Consider the following 16,926-nt stretch of genomic DNA (forward strand, 5'->3'; position numbering starts at 1 on the left):
TTTTGTTTCTTTTATTTTTTGCTTCGTTATTCTTTTTTTATTGTTATTATTTGTTTACTTTTTTATCTTATTCATGACCGGTACGAGCGTGACGCTCGCGCTAGCGGAGGGGGAAGAAATAGTTGGGTTGCTTGTATTGTCGCTGACAACAAACCAAGGAAGAAAAGTAAATAATATAGTGGTTTCAATAATCTCATTTATTCTTTTTCAAAGATGTGGAGGGTATTATCTTGTGTATGTACAAATATCCGAGCATCATTAATCTGGATACTACCGATAGCTCCATTTTCAGGTTTAAACTCATATTTATACACCAACTCTTTCGTTTCAAAATCTAACACTCCAAGTTTCGCTTTGTTATCTCCAAGAGATTGGGTGAAACAAAACTTACCGTTCATAACATCACAACGGTGGTCGTGAATGCTATGGAAGCCATTTTCTGTAACCAAAGCATCACAGTCCCACTCTTCAAGCTTTAAACTTTTCGTATTAATTCGGCATAGCACATTTTGAAATTTAGTAGTGTAAATAAAATCTCCGTCCTTGAAAATTTCATAGCTTTCTGTGTCAAACTTCTTTAATAGCTCTCCTGTCTCTATATCTAATACAAAAACCCCTCTATTTTCATTTCCATCTATTCCAAAAAACAACTTGTCATCACTGTACAAAATTTGGCTATGTAAATTCGCCTTGTCTGACCCTAAAAGCTCTAAATAGGCTTGTTTCCATTCTTTTCCATCATTAAGATTAGTTACTATTATGGAATTATCTGTTGTTGAAACTAAAGAATTGCTTTTAATGATTATTCTTGGTTTTGAACCGTAAACCTGATTTAGCCAATCTATTTGTTTAGTTGGAAAATGATAGATCCCATATCTGATTTCTTCCTTTTCAAAGTCAAGTGACTTAATTAACAATTCATCATTACTAATTATCAATACTTTGTATGTATCCTTATCAAAAAGAGGTATAGCTTTATTACCTGTTTTAAAATATAGGCTTTCGTTGATTATATATCCTTCCCTCCACTTTTCGACAATTTCACATTTAATATCATCTAACTCAAATTCAACGGAATCATGCCGACAAACAGATAGATACTTGTCTTTATTTAAAAAGTATATCTCGGAGCTTTGTTCTTGGTGAATAAATTTCCATACACCAGATATTTCTGAAACCTTATGTATCATTTAAAAATAGAATTAAAAATGGATTCATTATTGAACTTAGAAATGAATCTATCTGCAAAATTACTTGAGGTCATAAACTCATCATTTGGATAAAAACTTTTTACTTTCTCATATCCTAAATTTTCGATACTTGTTTTATGTTCTGTCATCCAACCAATAAATTTTTCTTTTGATAAACCGGTATCCTCCATTCGCCATTGGATTTCATCCAAACTATTAGCGTTAAATAAATCTCGTTCAATAAACTGTTCCTTGATAGTACTTGATGATATACTTCCAGGTCCTGATTTATACTCGATTTTCAAATTGTTTGGTATACAGTCTTCGCAAAAAACATCTATTCTCGAAGTAGTACCGCGTGCATTATCAATACCAAATTCAAGAGTAAGATTCTTACCCGCTAAATTATCAACGTCATCAGTTACATCTCTAATCATCCAATACATTCCCTTTTTTGCATTATCAGCTTGGGCAGTTCGCTTCATTGTGTTAATTACACTCTCAAAGCCATTTAATGTACTACTATGGTTATCTAGTAGTCGAGTGATTTGATTGGTAACTTCTTCAAAGCTTGCCCCTGAAAAACCTTGGATACTGGCGAGGTCTATATCAGTTATATTACCAGCCTGTTTGAGAGTTGTCATTTTCGGATGAGATCGTAAATTCTGTAATGCTTCTAATGCATTCACATTGGTTTTTAGCCCTGTTCTTCCTGCATCATTTAAGAGTTTCCAGCCCTCGACCAATTTAGGGTTTTTCTGAATTGCTTCCGCAAAAGCCTTATTGTTTAAATCTTTATTAAGAACCTTTAAAGCATCCGCATCTAAGTTAAACCTTTTCAACTGGGCTATAAACCCTTCGGTTTCTTTGGCTGAGAACTTTACCACTTGGTAGGTGCCATCAGCCAGTTTTACAACCTTGCCTATATTTTTCACAGTGGTTGCATATACCAAGGGTATGGTGGAAGCAAACGAGATTGCTGCATTACCATATTCCCCCTCTACAGTGTACCAAATACCGTTGGCGGCATCAAAGGCTTCCCCCACTACCGGGACCATCCCCAAGCCGTCCAGTGCCAAATGCCCTGCGTCTTTACTAAAGATAGCCCCAAACAGAAAATACAGGTCGCAGGACAGGCAACCACGCGGCGGTTCATTAAAGATATACCATTTCCCGCTCTTGACGTGGTACTGCCAGCCCACCATACTACCGTTTTCCCCTTCACCTACGATATATACATAGACCAAGCTGCCATTTTCTGCCTGTGTAAAACGTAAGAAACCGCCCCTACCATATGTATTATACTGACCCCACAAATGTTCATCGTAAGCAATACGGCTTATATCGGGCAAACACTCATTGTAAGTTGCCAAATCATTTTTTACAAGCTCCAACTCTCCTGTAAACGAAAGTTTGGTGATTAGGTCGCCTTCCCCCGTTTTGTTTAAGGCAGGAGCTTGGTATGTACCCTCTACCACAAAATATTGGCAGTCCAAGTAGGCTATCCGTTGGATGATTGTAGCTTTGACAATATTAGATATAGGTTCTGAAAAAGTATATGGGGCTTTCCCTTTGGCTATTTTATATCCTGTGAATTTGCCCTCTTTGTGATAACCGTTATAGATAGAGTCGTTTAAAGTAAACCCGCATAATACCCCATAAGCTACATTTAAACTATTCTTTTTTAGAAAATGAGGCTTAGCTTCCTTTGGTAAAATTACAGGAACTCCTGCCGGGGATATATAGGTAATTGTTGGTTGTTCGCTTTGTAGCTTTTGTAAAACTTCAAAATCTTCAAAAGCAATCTCTTTGTTGGCTTCTACGTCTTCAGGTATATCAGTCGGCGATGGGGCAAAACCAGAAACTAAGTTTTGTTTGATAATTTTATCATTCTTATTTTCGGCGATATCTTGTTTTGCCTTTCTAATAGCCTCCTTTACCTTATCCTTATCACCTATAAATTTTTTAAGGTTTTCCTGTTCGCCAATGCTCAGTCCATTGTTTGGATTGTCCAAGGCTTCCTGCATCAACTCTATAAATATGTTTGCCTGTTGATTGATGTTAATATTTTCCTTGATTCTTGCAATTATCTTATCTAAGGTTTCATCAAGGGCTTGCACAATTTCCTGTACTGCCTCCGGTATCTCGGCAACAGCATCAAGTTCATCTCTCACATCGTCCACATTGCCCCAATTGGGATCATAGGTGGTGTAAAGCGTCCCAGCATACAGCTGGTAATCGGTATTGATGCGGATGTTATTGAATTCTACGGCTATTTTCGTATCGGCCAGGTAGGGTACTACAATATAACCTGCCCCGCTATAGGTCCCGTTTTGCCCCTCCACTTCTTTTACCGTTACCGGGAAGTCGCCGGCGGTGAACACCTCATTGGCAGCAAGGCTTGGCAGCGGGGTTTTGTTGCTGATACGTATTTCGGGGGCTATGCCACAATTATAGTAACTGTCTGCCGTTTTTATCGGCGTGGTAAATTCCTGTACGGCACTATAGCTATACCTTGGTTCCTGATTGGCTATGGGCAACATGCACTGCCCGCCCACACGGAACTCATAGGTGGTGCCCGGCTCCAGGTTGTAGATGCGTGCCTGCGGGTTGATGGCGTTGACATCGAACCAAACCGCACCGCGCACCCCTTTCTTTTTGTACTGTACCTTATACGCCTGGTGGTCCAGGTTGGGCTGCCATGTAATCTCCTCGCTGTCGCTGCTGAGCGATTTTGCCAAAATATACCCGGGGGCACTGCAATCGGCCGTATAGGTAAAGTAGAATATCTCGCTATGACCGTTGTTCCTGAACACCGAGGTCTCGCTGATACCATCGCTGACCAAGGCGCGTACCCGCCACGCATAGGTCTTGTTTTCCAAAAGCGGCGTCTTCCCCGGGCCGTACAACAAGGTATTGTTCCGGGTGGTGGTCTGGTACAAGTTGGGACTTGCCAAAAAGGCTGCCTGTGGGCCTATCTGTGTGTCCCATAGTTCCCGGAGCTCAAACTCGTACTGTACGTTGATGGCGTTCAGGTGCCTTGGCGTCCAGTTGAAAACAATGTTCTGCGGGTTCTCTGCCTCTACCAAATCCCCTTTTCTCGGCAGGTTCAAAAACGGTGGGTCGTTGACAATAAGGTATGCATTGGCGCACCCCAATTGTGGGTTCGACAGCCGTTGACCCGATACCCAATCGAAGACTTCCAAACAGAAACTGTAATTGCCGTCCGGTAGCGGATTGTTGTACTGCTGCGGGGTGATGCCCTGCAGGTTCTGCAGTTCGAAATACGGGCGCAGGTCGATATTGGTGAGCCTTAGCGGAACGCCCCCATCGGCAAAGACGGGATTGGCACCGATGACAAAATCATTGGAACGGATATTGAGCCCGTTCCCTTTGATGGTCAGCCGGAACCGGAGCTGCCTGTTGTATTCGTTCACGTCGGTCATGAGCACGTTGGCGATGAACTTGTCGCTCTGTGCGGTCACGTAATCGGACAGTTTTAAGCTGTAGGGCGGGATAAGCTGCGTGTGTACCTGTACGGGGTAGACCTGGGCGGTCAGCTGGTGGCAGAACAGCAGTAGGTAGATTGCGGTGAACAGTTTGCGGTGGGCAGCCTGTAGTAAATGATCGAAAAGTTGTTGTAACCCTCCCTTCATACCTCTTAATATTTTATATCCACAGTTTCCAATTGTGAAAGCTCCCCTGTTTTTAGGGTTGCCCGTATATGGTAACTATAGGTATTGTTGGGGTTAATGTTTTTATCCTTAAGCTCAGTAATCTTTGCCGGTAACACCTTAAAGGTTACGGGAGGTTGTCCGCTTGCATTCTTATAGATGGTCACCTCGGCAACCGTTTCTTCATTTTGCAGCTTCCAGTGGAGTTCTATTACATGATTTTCCCTATCGGCATAGCCCGACAAGGATTTTATAGATGCTTTGGGTTCTATACTGGTAACCGTAACTGTAATAGGGGTAGAAGGTTCTGATTCCAACCCGTTTTTATCGGTCGCCATTATGGCATAGCGATAGGTTTTGTTTCTGGCTACTGCTTTATCGGTGTATCTTTTTACGGTATCGTTGGTTGAGTAAACAACTTCCCAAGCCGTATCATCACTTATGTTTTTTTTGTATAAGTTGTGGGTAGCACGTTCTTCGGTGCTTGGTTCCCATTGTAGCTGAACCGTGCCATCTACCACTTTGTAATCGGTAAAAATAGGCGATGACGGAGGTACCACATCCGGCTTTTCCAACATTAAGGTCTCTGAAAAACCGGATTGGTTGTAACGTTTATCCACCGCAATAATGTTGTAGTATACTTTACCGTTGAGGGATTTTAACTGCACCGTATCCTTAAAGTTCATGGTTTCAATGGGTGTCACGGTCAACTGTACTGGTTCTTCTTTTTCAATATTTTTTCTGAACACCCGATAACCCAATATATCTTTTTCAGTATTGGCCTGCCACGATACCGTTACCACGCCCAGACTGTCTATGGTGCCTTTCAGTTCTATCGGAGGTGATGGCGGAATGGAATCCACCGGCTGTATCAGGGTGGAAAAAGATTCCTTTATTTGGTTGTTTTCTCCTACTGCTTGTATTTTTATATAATTGGATGGATTCAATTCTGAATACACTATTTCCCTTTTGTGTTTGGGAATGCTATCGAAAATGAGTTCGTATGGTCCTTCGTCCTTATCGGCGCGGGTCATGGTGAACTTTTTGATAAGGGCTTCACCTTCTTTGGGGTATTCCCATTGGATGAGCGCTTCATTTTCATTGTCTGTCCATTCAAAGTTTGCTATTTTGGGGGTGAACACCAAAGTCGGGCTTGCTTCCCCCGATATCACTTCCGAATAGGGCCCTTTTTCCCCAAATGGAGAGATACCGTAAACCCTGTAGTAATATTTTTTGTGGTTTTGTGCCAAGGTATCCACATAGTACATGCGCTTGGCAGGGGCATTGGGCTTGTCGTTCAGGTTGACGATTGGGGTTGGGCTCAGTTCCTTAAAGTTGGTGCCATCCTCAGAACGTTCTACGTTATAAGAGGTATACACGGTTTTAAAAAGTGCGTATTCCCAAGTAAGCATCACATTTTTATCGCCCCAAACCCCATGTAGCCCCATAGGTTTTGGAAGTTCTTCATATTCATCAATTCCTGCCAGCACCGATGCACTTTTAACTATAGCCACTTCTGGCGGAATGGCTGTTTTTATTTGATATACATACTCTTCGCCGGATTTCACCTCGTAATCCACATAGCCCCATCCGGCCTTTACTGCGGCTTTAAAGTTCATGTCGGCGGCATAAAGCCCGAAGGAAAAGCGCTGCTCTATTTCCTGAACGGTATTGACAATTTCTGCCAGTTGCCCTTGGTTTTGTGTGCCTTCCACCTCAAAACCTTCTCCATATAAAGCTTGGGCAATAATGGCTGCATAATCGTTTTCTCCTACTATTTGTTGCCACTCCGCTACGGGATCGGCCTTGATGAAAATAGGGGCCGGGTTGACCTTTTCCAAGGGGTCGACCCGAACCCCGTTTCTTTTGAACACATACTTATCCAAATAAAAACCATAGGTATTGGCCCGTTGCCATTCCAAAGGCCTGTCCACTGCCCAACGCAACAATATTTTGTCCTGTTGGGCACGGGCATGTAGTTGAACTGCAGCCGTATCACTCACTGTAGGGTTGTATTGTGCTTGTGTTATAGACACAAACAGCAATGCTAACAATGTAAGAACTGTTTTTTTATATGGATAAGTAAGGCTTAAATACATTAGGATATTTAATCAATTTTTGTATAGGTGTCAACATTTGTATAAGTATTTTCACCATCTACATATGTTTCTTCCGATGTAAAAGTGTTTTTATTAAAAGTAATTTTTGCAGTGTATTTATCTCCATTTTCATATCTTGTTTCATATACACCTTCTCCTTTGTTTTCCCATTGAAGGTTATCAACTCCTTGTGAGACACAGTCTGTACCATCTTCATCGAAAAACTCTGAAATTAGCGTCCCATCTACTCTAAATTCAATGATTGACTGTTTTTCACATTCCGATAATTCTGATGATTGTTGTTCTCCATTCATATACTCGATTGCTTCGGTATATTGCCATTTCCCAATAACTGGATCTTCTTGCTGCACGCCCTCATCATCCCCACTTTCATCAGGTGTCATTGAATAAACGTGAATATCTTGCACACTAGAATCCCCTGAAGTATATGTATACGTCTCTATTAAGGTTTCTCCTTCCAGCTTCACTTCAGTTGTATATCCATCGTCTTCTATGTATGTAAAAGTATATACTCCTTCAGCAGAAATCATCCAATCTATATTTTGACTCCCATCTTTTTGACATTCATCATTTGCATCTCTGTAATGAAATGTGGAAAGAATAGTTCCGTCTTCTTTAATATCAAAATTGTCCATTTTTTCACAGGCATTCATCAGAAAAGTTGTTTCTTCCCCATTTACTATCTGTCGTTCCTCTATTTGATACCACTTGCCAACTATTGGATCAATGGTTGGCTCTTGTGAATTATCATCATCACTACTACAGGCTACAAAAGACATTACTGTCACCATTACTATAAACATTGTTTTTTTCATTCCTTTAAAAATTTATTTTACTATTAATCAATTTTCTTCACTTGCTCTTCTATTTTCCAAGGCTGTACTTATACCTTGAAATTTCTTAACACTACATAAATACTGGTACTAATGTACTAATTCAGATAAAGTAATTTTATTTTTAGTCTATTGACTTAAACGTCTCAGTATATGAATATTCTATTCCTGCATCTTCATAAGATTGACTTATCATTAAAGTTTTTCCATGTACAACAACTGAATACTCTTCCTCTGCTTGCTTATTTACAGAAATTGCATAAATTCCATTTCCTATATTTCTCCACGTTAAACCATATCCATCACCTACACATTCTCCATCTTCAATATAACTACGGCTAGATGAGCCTCCTCCATCAACTCTATATTCTATCAATGATTCTTTTTCACACTCAGACAATTGCTCATTCTGTATCTGTTCACCATCTTTATATTCTACCGATGCTGATAGTAGCCATTTTCCAACAATTGGATCCTGTCCGCCATTATCATCATCACTGCTACAGGCCACAAAAGGTATTACTGCCACCATTAAGACATACATTACTTTTTTCATTCTTTTAAAAATTTTAAATTACTGTTAATCAATTCTGTGCATTTGTTCTTTTATTTACTAAGACTGCACTTCACCTGGATTTTTTTATCTAAACCTGTTGTTGTTCTTAAAACCGTATCGGTAACCGGTCCCTTTTCCACCTCCCGGCAATACATACTGCATATCGATGGTGTATTTCCCATAGCGCATAAAGTAAAAGTCCTTGTCCAAAAATGCCGCCGCCGAACTTCCCTTTGGTACCAGGCCATCTACATAATCATTTAGTATTTGCGAACGTAAATCCACCCAATCCTTCTTGTAAATAAGCGGCAGGTTATAGAAATACGGGAAGTTGGTCTGCATCCATGCATGCTCGACATTGTTTTGGGCACTGCTCAAATAGTACGCCAACACCGGTACCGCTTTTCTGGGCGGCATCCCGTATCCATCTTCTTCACGGTTTTCAACCCTATATGTTCCCCCAAGCGGATATTGCCCGTATATGGGCGGTTTCATATCCTTTTGGTAATAATCATCGGTCAAGGTTGCCGTTACACTTACCAAAGGTTTGTTTTCGGTATAATCATTTCCGGTTAGCTCTGCGACATCAAAGGTTTCGTCGCTTTGTATCCGGTTTGCCAAAAAGATGACATCGGAATAGATCTTGCCCCAGTTCCGGCTCACCGTTTTTATGGCCCTTGCCTTTTCTGTAAAGGTATTGTACTTGCTGGTCGAAAAATCATAGCTCAAGCGGTCTATCTCTCCTTCTTTGATAATGCTTTCTGCCTGCGTTTGACGGATTTGGGCAGTGTTCCCATCCCCAACATTTTTGTTCTCATAAGTTGCTTTGCTGCCCGATGTACTTTTCTTTTTGGTCGTACTTACAATGGCCATTTTATATTTGGCGGTATTTTTCAGTTCCGGCAGGTTGTAGTACACTTTATTGTCTGTTGTTTGATAATTAAACGCTGCCATGGTTTCCTTTCCGGTCTGGTCCACCATTTTGACATCGGTTTTCCAATCGGCCAGATCGAACAGGTAATCCTGTCCGCGTTCCAACTGGATATATCCTTGACCGTGTTCTTCCTGCAAGAAATATTTTTGATCGATTACCGGATAGGCATACACAATGTTATGCAAGGGGATATGGTCGGGGGCTTCCCCCGTGGTGAAATTACGGACTTCGGTTTCCACTGCTTTTTTACCATCCACCATCAGGGTCCGGTAGTTTCCGTTTACGTATTCCTGAAAGCTCACTTCCACCTCAACCTTCATTGGCTGATGCGGGGGTAAGATATCGGTAGAAATAAACGTTCCCCGATCACCGTTCATACCCCATTTTATTTTCCCGGGGATTTCTTTTCCATTATGGACAATCCTGAATTTATCTACAAGAATTTTATAGGTTTTATCCCCCTGGTCTTCCGGAATTACAATCGGCTGATTGACTTTCATGGAGAACGTGGCCTGAGGCGCGGCAAATACATCAATGTCTTTGGTACCGTCCTTGGGGGTAACATCAGCAATTATTTTCATGCCACCCAAAGGTGAAGCATTCATCAGCTCACATTCTTCCCCAATGGTCAGTTTTAACCGGAAATTTCCTTTTACAAGTCCTCCAAGAAGGTTAAATTCACCAGCCACATAGCCCTTCATCCAAACGGGATTCGGGGCTTTTGCCTGCAATAAAACTGCTGCCGCACCCTTAATAATGGGTATCTTCTTTCGTACAAAGAAAAGTTTGATATTGATTCCCAATTCTCCTTGCAAATACGCATACGCCTGCCCGTTGGCATACCAACCGTCGATTCCGATTTGTTTCCCGCCCCTGTTTGAACAGGCCGCTTCACCATAATCCTTCAGCATGATATCAAATCCGGCACCTGCCTGGAACCTCGCATAGAGGATCAAGAAGTTGATGTCGCCCGTATCCACGGATATATCGGCACCAAAAGCAAAGCCACGGCCTTCACCAAGCGCATTCAGGTCCCGCATATAATCAAGGTTTTGCACATCTTCCTTTAAAATTTCCGCTACGATAGGTGGTGGAGGTGGACTTCCCGGGATTTTATCTCCTATCATAAAATAGCCTCCTGATTTTACAGAGACAGGGCCGACACCGATTTTTAAACCCAGGCGGTCGGTAGGGGTTCCCATATGGAGATACCATTCATTTGGTGATGCATGATATACGGCCCATCCGGCCCTTCCGCCACTGGCCCGTCCTTCAACAACCCCTCCGGCAACATTTACAAAAACATCCAATTCCCCGTGAAGGGTAGAATTCTCAAAATCGAATTCAATACCCAGACTGGCCTCTACCCCCATTTGCGTATTGATTTCAGGAAAGCTCATTTCTGCTTTCTGCAAAAAGGGCTTTCCAACTTTGGCAAGTGATGAACTGGGGTCAACATTGATATAATCGTCCAAGGCAGGGGCATTTTCCTTTACTTTGCCCATCAAGGCATTTATATCATCTCCCAAGGGGAGGTCTGCCATAAATTTTGCCTGTCCAAAAAAGCCCATTCGGGACACCCCTCCATTTTTATTGAAAAGGATTTCAAAACCTGCTCCCGCGTCAACCACTCCGTTGGCCCCTATGGAGCACATCATCATAGCTTTTACACCCAAACCTTGCTCTTTATCAGGTACATATGACAACCCGGAAGGTGAGAATTCAGAACCAAAGCCCCTTCGCTTCATTTTATAATAAGCACCTCCGGCAAACCCTTTAGGTGTTATAAATCCTGTAGTCGTTCCTGGCGGCACCAAATTGTTCACACTGGCATCAAAGTACCAGTACCGATAACCGTCGACCCTTCCAAAGATCCCTTTGGCACTGACCTCAACCCCCTTTAATCCATTGAACGTTGCACTTAATTCCCCGGCAAAGCCATCCCCATATTCAGGATCGTCATCCATGATGGTCAAGGAACCATAGAAAGCAAAGGCCCCCATGTTCGCGGAGACCGAAATCATTCCCATATCAAGCCCGTCATACCCCCAACGTTGCCTGTAATCCCGCTCCTCATTTAATGCCTGGACCCCCAATCGGGTGGAACCCCCAAATCCTGCCCCGTCCATTAAATTGATGTTCAGGTCAAACCATAAGGATGCATAATTTGCTTGTGCAGTTAATTCTATATTGGCAATGGACACAGGGAAGTTGCCAAATTTCACTTCATCCCTATATCCCAAGTAGCCTATGGAAAGTGCTGGACTTTCTGTTTGCAGCACAAATTGTTGGAACTCGATCCCCTTGAACTGGACCAGTGCCGTAGAATCTTGCCCTGTGGGTGCCGGTTGCCCTTCGTTTGCCAATGTTTTCTTCTGACTGGCATTGATTGCCAACCGTCCGTTTAAAATGGCCTTTGGCCTGAACTTCCCCTCAACTACCCGCAATTCGATACCGCTATTAGGGAACAACTGCCCTTTGGCTTTCCATAAATTAAAGTCGACTATGGAATCGGTGGCCACTTGGAGCATATACTCTTCCTGGGTAATGAGCCCGAGATAACGCAGGCCTATTTTTCCGCTTTCATTGGTTTGTTTGGATACCGGCATCAGGATGCGACCATCCAATTCAGCTCCGATAAATTGATTGGCTGCCAAACTCACCTCAATATGATCTAAAGAATAGGCCCAGGCACTTTGCTCATTGGTTCTTCCCTGATCCATCTGAAATAAATTATCGGCATAAAAAGTTCCCGATAATCCATAGGAATCAATTATCATATGATGCGCCCCGAAACCGACCCTTCTTTTTTGGTCAATTGATTCTTTGGTTTTAAATTCTTTAGGAAGCCGAACATCAATGGTTTCTATATACACTCCCCGCCAGGTATTCGGGTTGGGCATTAACAGTCCTTTATCGGCATAATATTCCGGAAACCACACATTTGGATCGTTGCGCAAATCGCTAAAATCCAATACGGCTTGATTTACATAGAAAAGAAAGTTTCCGTCGTAATTGTTATTGTTTCGCTTTTGAGCACGGGTAAAGGGCTGTATAGATACGCCTACCAACAGGTCATTCCAATCTTCAACCGTTACATTAAAATCTGCTCTTACCCTGTTCCCTGAGGCCTGGTCCACCTCACCGTTTGGTGTTACCGGAAGAATGTATTTTCTGGAAAACTCCACAGAGCCGTCTAAGGAAAGGTTTTTTATCCCGTCACAATCTATTGTGGCATAGGTTAGATTGGGCGTGAAGCCCGTGCTGTAGTCAAAGCCCCCATGAAGCGTTACCAGCCAGTTCCCTCCGTTAAAAGGAATGGGAATATCCCCGAGCAAGACCAATTTAGCATCGCCCACTATACCTCCCTGATGTGAAAGTTTTACGTTATCGGCCCCAAAAAATAATTCCAATGGCTCCCCTTTTTCATTGCTCTGGGGTATCCTGATGCGGGCAAAAACGGTCAGCTCGGTATATTGGGGGTTAATCTCTGCCTTTACCACACCTATGGCATATTCTACATTTCCAATGGTATTTTTTACCCCAACGGGCAAAGCCACAATGTCTTCATTCCCGAAACGGTCTACCCAGAGCCCGCTTTCTTCTATTTTCTTAAGTGAAGCAGCTGCCTCGTTTTGAAGGGTATTTACAGAATCGGGAAGTTTATACCTTTCCTTTAAATACTGCCAGTTGAATTCGGGGGATGCTGTTTTTTCTGCCTTTAAGCTTTCTTCTGCCTTTGGAAATTTGGCCTCCAACTTGTCTAAAAAAGAAATGGAAATTTGTTTCTTCAACGATACGGGCTGTCCTTTTTTATCAAGTGAGAGCGTATCGGTATCGGATAGCCCATAACCTCCAGAGATGGAGGGGTACATTGACAGGGAACTAAAAAAACATATACAGAGTAGTAGTTTTTTCATAGGCATCGTTTAGGTATCGAAATAGGGCACAACTTAACAGAAATCTCCTTATTATATTTAGAAACAGATAACTGCAAAAAGTCACTACAAATATACTTTTTTCTATAACAAATCAAAGACCGGGAAAATGAAAGAATTTGTTTCTTAGAAAATATCCTTTGTAGCCGAGAAGAATCCGGTAGGACAATTACTTCCTTAATTTTACGCTTTGATGATTGAATAATTCCCTGTCCCTTGAAAGAAATAAAGAACAAAAAGCTGCCGAAAACATCTATTTTACTACTTATGGCAATATATAATATTGGATTATTATGTTGTATAATACGCAGGTACTTAAGGGATGTTCCTTGTTAAGGCCGTAAAAATCTTCAATGTACATCATTTAAAATTTAACATATTATCGATAAGGGGATTTTTCCCCTTTTCAAAAGTCGTTTCACTATTTTGGGACTATCCCATAATATATATTTCCATGGAAACATTCTCTTCACTTCGATGCAAGTTTGTTTAAAACTGCTTCCGGTTGTGTTTTTATAGGTTTAGGGAAGACAAGGAACAGGTCATCGATTTGCTTATACTTGCTTTTCGATTTTCCCTCTACACACTAAGCATCTTTTTAATGATAGCGCTTCGTTTACCGACGAATTCATATGGATAGCGTTTTGAATTTAATCGAGTAGTCGGAGGTAGGTTTTACATGGTATAAAGTTCCAACCAGAATGTTAAAGCCGATAGACGTTCCGACTACTTTTTTTATTCAAAAGGTATCATTACAAGCCGTTTTTTAACATTTTAAAATGTTGTATGCTCAGATAAAGGCCCAGAGTTGTTAAAACAACATTGCTTTTCTGAAACCTATAAAAGAATTACGGCATATTTGTTGCGTGCTTTTAGAGCGAAATAATAAGTAGAAATGGAGGGTGTAGCCATTCCGGAAAATACCCTTATCAACTTTATTGGTCCGGATGATAATTAAAGTGTTATCAATCTTATCTTTAGAAGATATAAAACTTGTAATATTCCCATTATAATTCCCGAGGGGTAAGCAATAATAAAAGCCTTCTATTAGTCAGCAACCTTTCCGGGCTTTCGATTTTCTTTTCCTTCGACCTTAGTCAGGGCATCTCCGAGCTCAGCACGTTTCTTATCGGCTAATTCCATCATTTTCCTAACCACTTCCGGATGCTGTTCAATTACATTTTTTCTTTCAATGGAATCGGTTGCCAAATTGTAGAGTTCCATGTCCATATCTATATATCTGTATTCACCCGGCAACCCATCTTTTCCTGGCTCCTGACCGTCCATCGTTCGGTAACGGTGCGGAAAATACAGCTTCCAGTTTTTGTAGCGGATGCCATGTAGCTCATTCACCCGGTAATAAAAATAAAATGCCTCATGGGGTGATTCATTGGTTTTTCCGGTAAGAATGCTCCATATATTCTTCCCGTCTATTTTGTTTTTTGGAATCGGACTTTTGGTAACCGCCGCTATGGTCGGCAATACATCAATGGCCATAACGGGTGTTCCTATCACCTTGTTTTTAGGCAACCTCCCTGGAAAACGGGCAATAAATGGTTCCCGTTGCCCGCCTTCCCAAGCGGTTCCTTTTCCTTCCCTAAAGGGTTCGGCAGAACCGGCATGATTTCCATACGAAAGCCATGGGCCGTTATCCGATGTGAAAATAACCAGCGTATTTTTATCAATTCCTTCGTTTTTAAGCGTTTTTAGTATTTCGCCAACGCTCCAGTCGATTTCCATAATAACATCGCCGTAAAGTCCTCTTTTCGATTTCCCCCTGAATTTATCAGAAACGAATAAAGGAACATGGGGCTGCGGATGTGCAACATATAAAAAGAAAGGTTTTTCTTTGTTTTTCTCAATGAATCCTACTGCCCGTTCCGTAATTTGCGTGGTTAATTGCGATTGGTCATCGAGTGTATCAATAATTTTTTCATTGTGGTATAGCGGAAGCGGGTCGAAATTAAAAACAGTCCCCTGCTGTGGATGGTGTGGCCACATATCGTTGGAATACGGAATACCGAAATATTCATCAAAGCCTTGCTTGTTTGGCATAAACTGCGGCGCATCGCCCAAATGCCATTTGCCAAAAATAGCCGTGTGGTATCCCTGCGCTTTTAACATTTCTGCCATGGTGGTTTCTTCTGGATTCAATCCAATTTTTGAATTGGGCATCAGTGCTTGGTGGATTCCAATCCTGTTGGAATAGCACCCGGTTAGCAAACTGGCCCTGGAAGCCGAACAAACCGCCTGTGTGGCATAAAAACTGGTGAGCTTTACGCCTTCTTTTGCCATTTGGTCCAAATGGGGCGTTTCTATGTCCGGGGAACCAAATGCCCCAACATCTTCATACCCTTGGTCATCAGTAAAAATAATCACGACATTGGGCTGCGTTGGGGTTTCGATTTTTTCTTTTTCTTCTGATTTTTTTGGTTGGCAGGAAACTATCAAAAAAAATGACAGCACAAACCATAAGTTGGAGGTGTTTTGGAGTGTTTTCATATACCAAATATAATGAATTGCTGGATTGTGGAATTTTAATGTCTTTATCGAATTACGACGATACGAATTTATTGAAAGGGAAGGATTCCGATAAAGGTTAAAGGGATTAGCGGGCAGGGGTCAGTTGAAACTTTTAACAAACCTTTTGCCCTTGGCTTATTGATTTATCCTTTAACTATGTAGCTGTAAACTGAATGCCAAAAATTACCGCATCATACAGCGGCAATTGCTGATTCCCTGAAAGATATCGATTCCAACGGTTACCATGTGCGTTCCCGTGCTGTATGCCTGGATTTCGTTTAGGATGAGCTGGTATGAATACGCAAAGTAAAAACTTCCCTTTTTCATCCCCACCATGGGACCAACATTTAACGGGTCGAAGAATTGATCATTTAAGAAGCGGTAGCTAATCCCTGCCCAGTAATAATCTTCAAAATCCCAAAAACGAACTTTCATGTTCACATCGGTACTGGAACGGCCATCGCTTTCAAAGATTTGGTAAAAAACCGAAGGCTCCCATTCAAAATCCGACCGAATATTTTTCTTGTAGCGATATCCGGTATAAACGTAATAGTTCCTTAAAGTATTGGGCTCGTTTATCGCGAAAACATTTAAGTCTTTATTTAAAATATTAGATGCATTAAAACTGGCATAAAACCCACCGCTTCGGAACAATACTCCAACATCGAAGTTGTGATTTGTTGTTGAGCGGTTGTCTGTAATGCTTGGATCTCCCGTGTCTGGAACACCATCGCCGTCGGTGTCGAAATTGTTAATGTCCAGTCGGAATGAATTAACATTATACGAGATTCCGAAGGAAAGGAAACGGTCTTTTGCATCGTCCAGGGTAAGGTGGTGTGCAAAAGACAACCTAGCCCCAATTTGACGTGTGTTCCCATTTCTATCGTTATAAAACAAAGCCCCCACGCCTGATTTCTGACCCAAACGCACATCGCCAACCAATGTTTGGGTATCGGGTGCATCTTCGATACCCACCCATTGCGTGAGTGCATTTGCGCGTATTTTTACATAATCTCCAATACCGGCGTATACGGGGGAAATTACAAACTCGTTATCTGCCAGGTATTGTGTAAATGTTGGAAGTGTTAATTCCTGGGCCTTGGCAGAAAGCCCAACCGTTATTGCAATTATAAAAAGATACTTTCTCATCATTGTTTC

At 41.7% G+C, this 16,926-nt stretch carries 8 protein-coding genes; all 8 read right to left on the reverse strand.

From position 1 onward, the window contains the following. Positions 1-197: 197 nt before the first annotated feature. A complete protein-coding gene (locus UXI14_RS15070; RefSeq protein ID WP_335966829.1) occupies positions 198-1,190 on the reverse strand; it encodes a hypothetical protein in 993 nt (330 codons plus the stop codon). Further along, positions 1,187-4,846, reverse strand: a complete 3,660-nt coding sequence (locus UXI14_RS15075) for a fibronectin type III domain-containing protein (RefSeq protein ID WP_335966830.1) — start codon at positions 4,844-4,846, stop codon at positions 1,187-1,189. Before UXI14_RS15075 ends, UXI14_RS15070 begins: the two co-directional genes overlap by 4 nt. A 5-nt stretch (positions 4,847-4,851) precedes the next feature. Continuing rightward, positions 4,852-6,963: a hypothetical protein gene (locus tag UXI14_RS15080; protein ID WP_335966831.1), complete on the reverse strand. Its 2,112-nt coding sequence runs from the start codon at positions 6,961-6,963 to the stop codon at positions 4,852-4,854. A gap of 8 nt (positions 6,964-6,971) precedes the next feature. After that, positions 6,972-7,799, reverse strand: a complete 828-nt coding sequence (locus UXI14_RS15085) for a lipocalin family protein (protein ID WP_335966832.1) — start codon at positions 7,797-7,799, stop codon at positions 6,972-6,974. Positions 7,800-7,941: 142 nt separating this feature from the next. Continuing rightward, on the reverse strand, positions 7,942-8,373 hold the full coding sequence (locus UXI14_RS15090; RefSeq protein ID WP_335966833.1) for a lipocalin family protein: 432 nt from the start codon (positions 8,371-8,373) through the stop codon (positions 7,942-7,944). Positions 8,374-8,457: 84 nt separating this feature from the next. After that, on the reverse strand, positions 8,458-13,227 hold the full coding sequence (locus UXI14_RS15095) for a hypothetical protein (RefSeq protein ID WP_335966834.1): 4,770 nt from the start codon (positions 13,225-13,227) through the stop codon (positions 8,458-8,460). A 1,065-nt stretch (positions 13,228-14,292) separates the two neighbouring features. Continuing rightward, a complete protein-coding gene (locus UXI14_RS15100) occupies positions 14,293-15,747 on the reverse strand; it encodes a sulfatase (RefSeq protein ID WP_335966835.1) in 1,455 nt (484 codons plus the stop codon). A gap of 204 nt (positions 15,748-15,951) precedes the next feature. Further along, entirely contained in the window at positions 15,952-16,917 is a 966-nt protein-coding gene (locus tag UXI14_RS15105; protein ID WP_277901379.1) for a type IX secretion system membrane protein PorP/SprF, read from the reverse strand. Positions 16,918-16,926: the final 9 nt, after the last annotated feature.

It is taken from the genome of Galbibacter sp. PAP.153, assembly GCF_037029175.1.
Taxonomy (GTDB): domain Bacteria; phylum Bacteroidota; class Bacteroidia; order Flavobacteriales; family Flavobacteriaceae; genus Galbibacter; species Galbibacter pacificus.

Bases quoted from the DNA above. Each gene is read 5' to 3' on its own strand.
- UXI14_RS15070 (WP_335966829.1), bottom strand. From the start codon at position 1,190: ATGATACATAAGGTTTCAGAAATATCTGGTGTATGGAAATTTATTCAC.
- UXI14_RS15075 (WP_335966830.1), bottom strand. From the start codon at position 4,846: ATGAAGGGAGGGTTACAACAACTTTTCGATCATTTACTACAGGCTGCC.
- UXI14_RS15080 (WP_335966831.1), bottom strand. From the start codon at position 6,963: ATGTATTTAAGCCTTACTTATCCATATAAAAAAACAGTTCTTACATTG.
- UXI14_RS15085 (WP_335966832.1), bottom strand. From the start codon at position 7,799: ATGAAAAAAACAATGTTTATAGTAATGGTGACAGTAATGTCTTTTGTA.
- UXI14_RS15090 (WP_335966833.1), bottom strand. From the start codon at position 8,373: ATGAAAAAAGTAATGTATGTCTTAATGGTGGCAGTAATACCTTTTGTG.
- UXI14_RS15095 (WP_335966834.1), bottom strand. From the start codon at position 13,227: ATGAAAAAACTACTACTCTGTATATGTTTTTTTAGTTCCCTGTCAATG.
- UXI14_RS15100 (WP_335966835.1), bottom strand. From the start codon at position 15,747: ATGAAAACACTCCAAAACACCTCCAACTTATGGTTTGTGCTGTCATTT.
- UXI14_RS15105 (WP_277901379.1), bottom strand. From the start codon at position 16,917: ATGAGAAAGTATCTTTTTATAATTGCAATAACGGTTGGGCTTTCTGCC.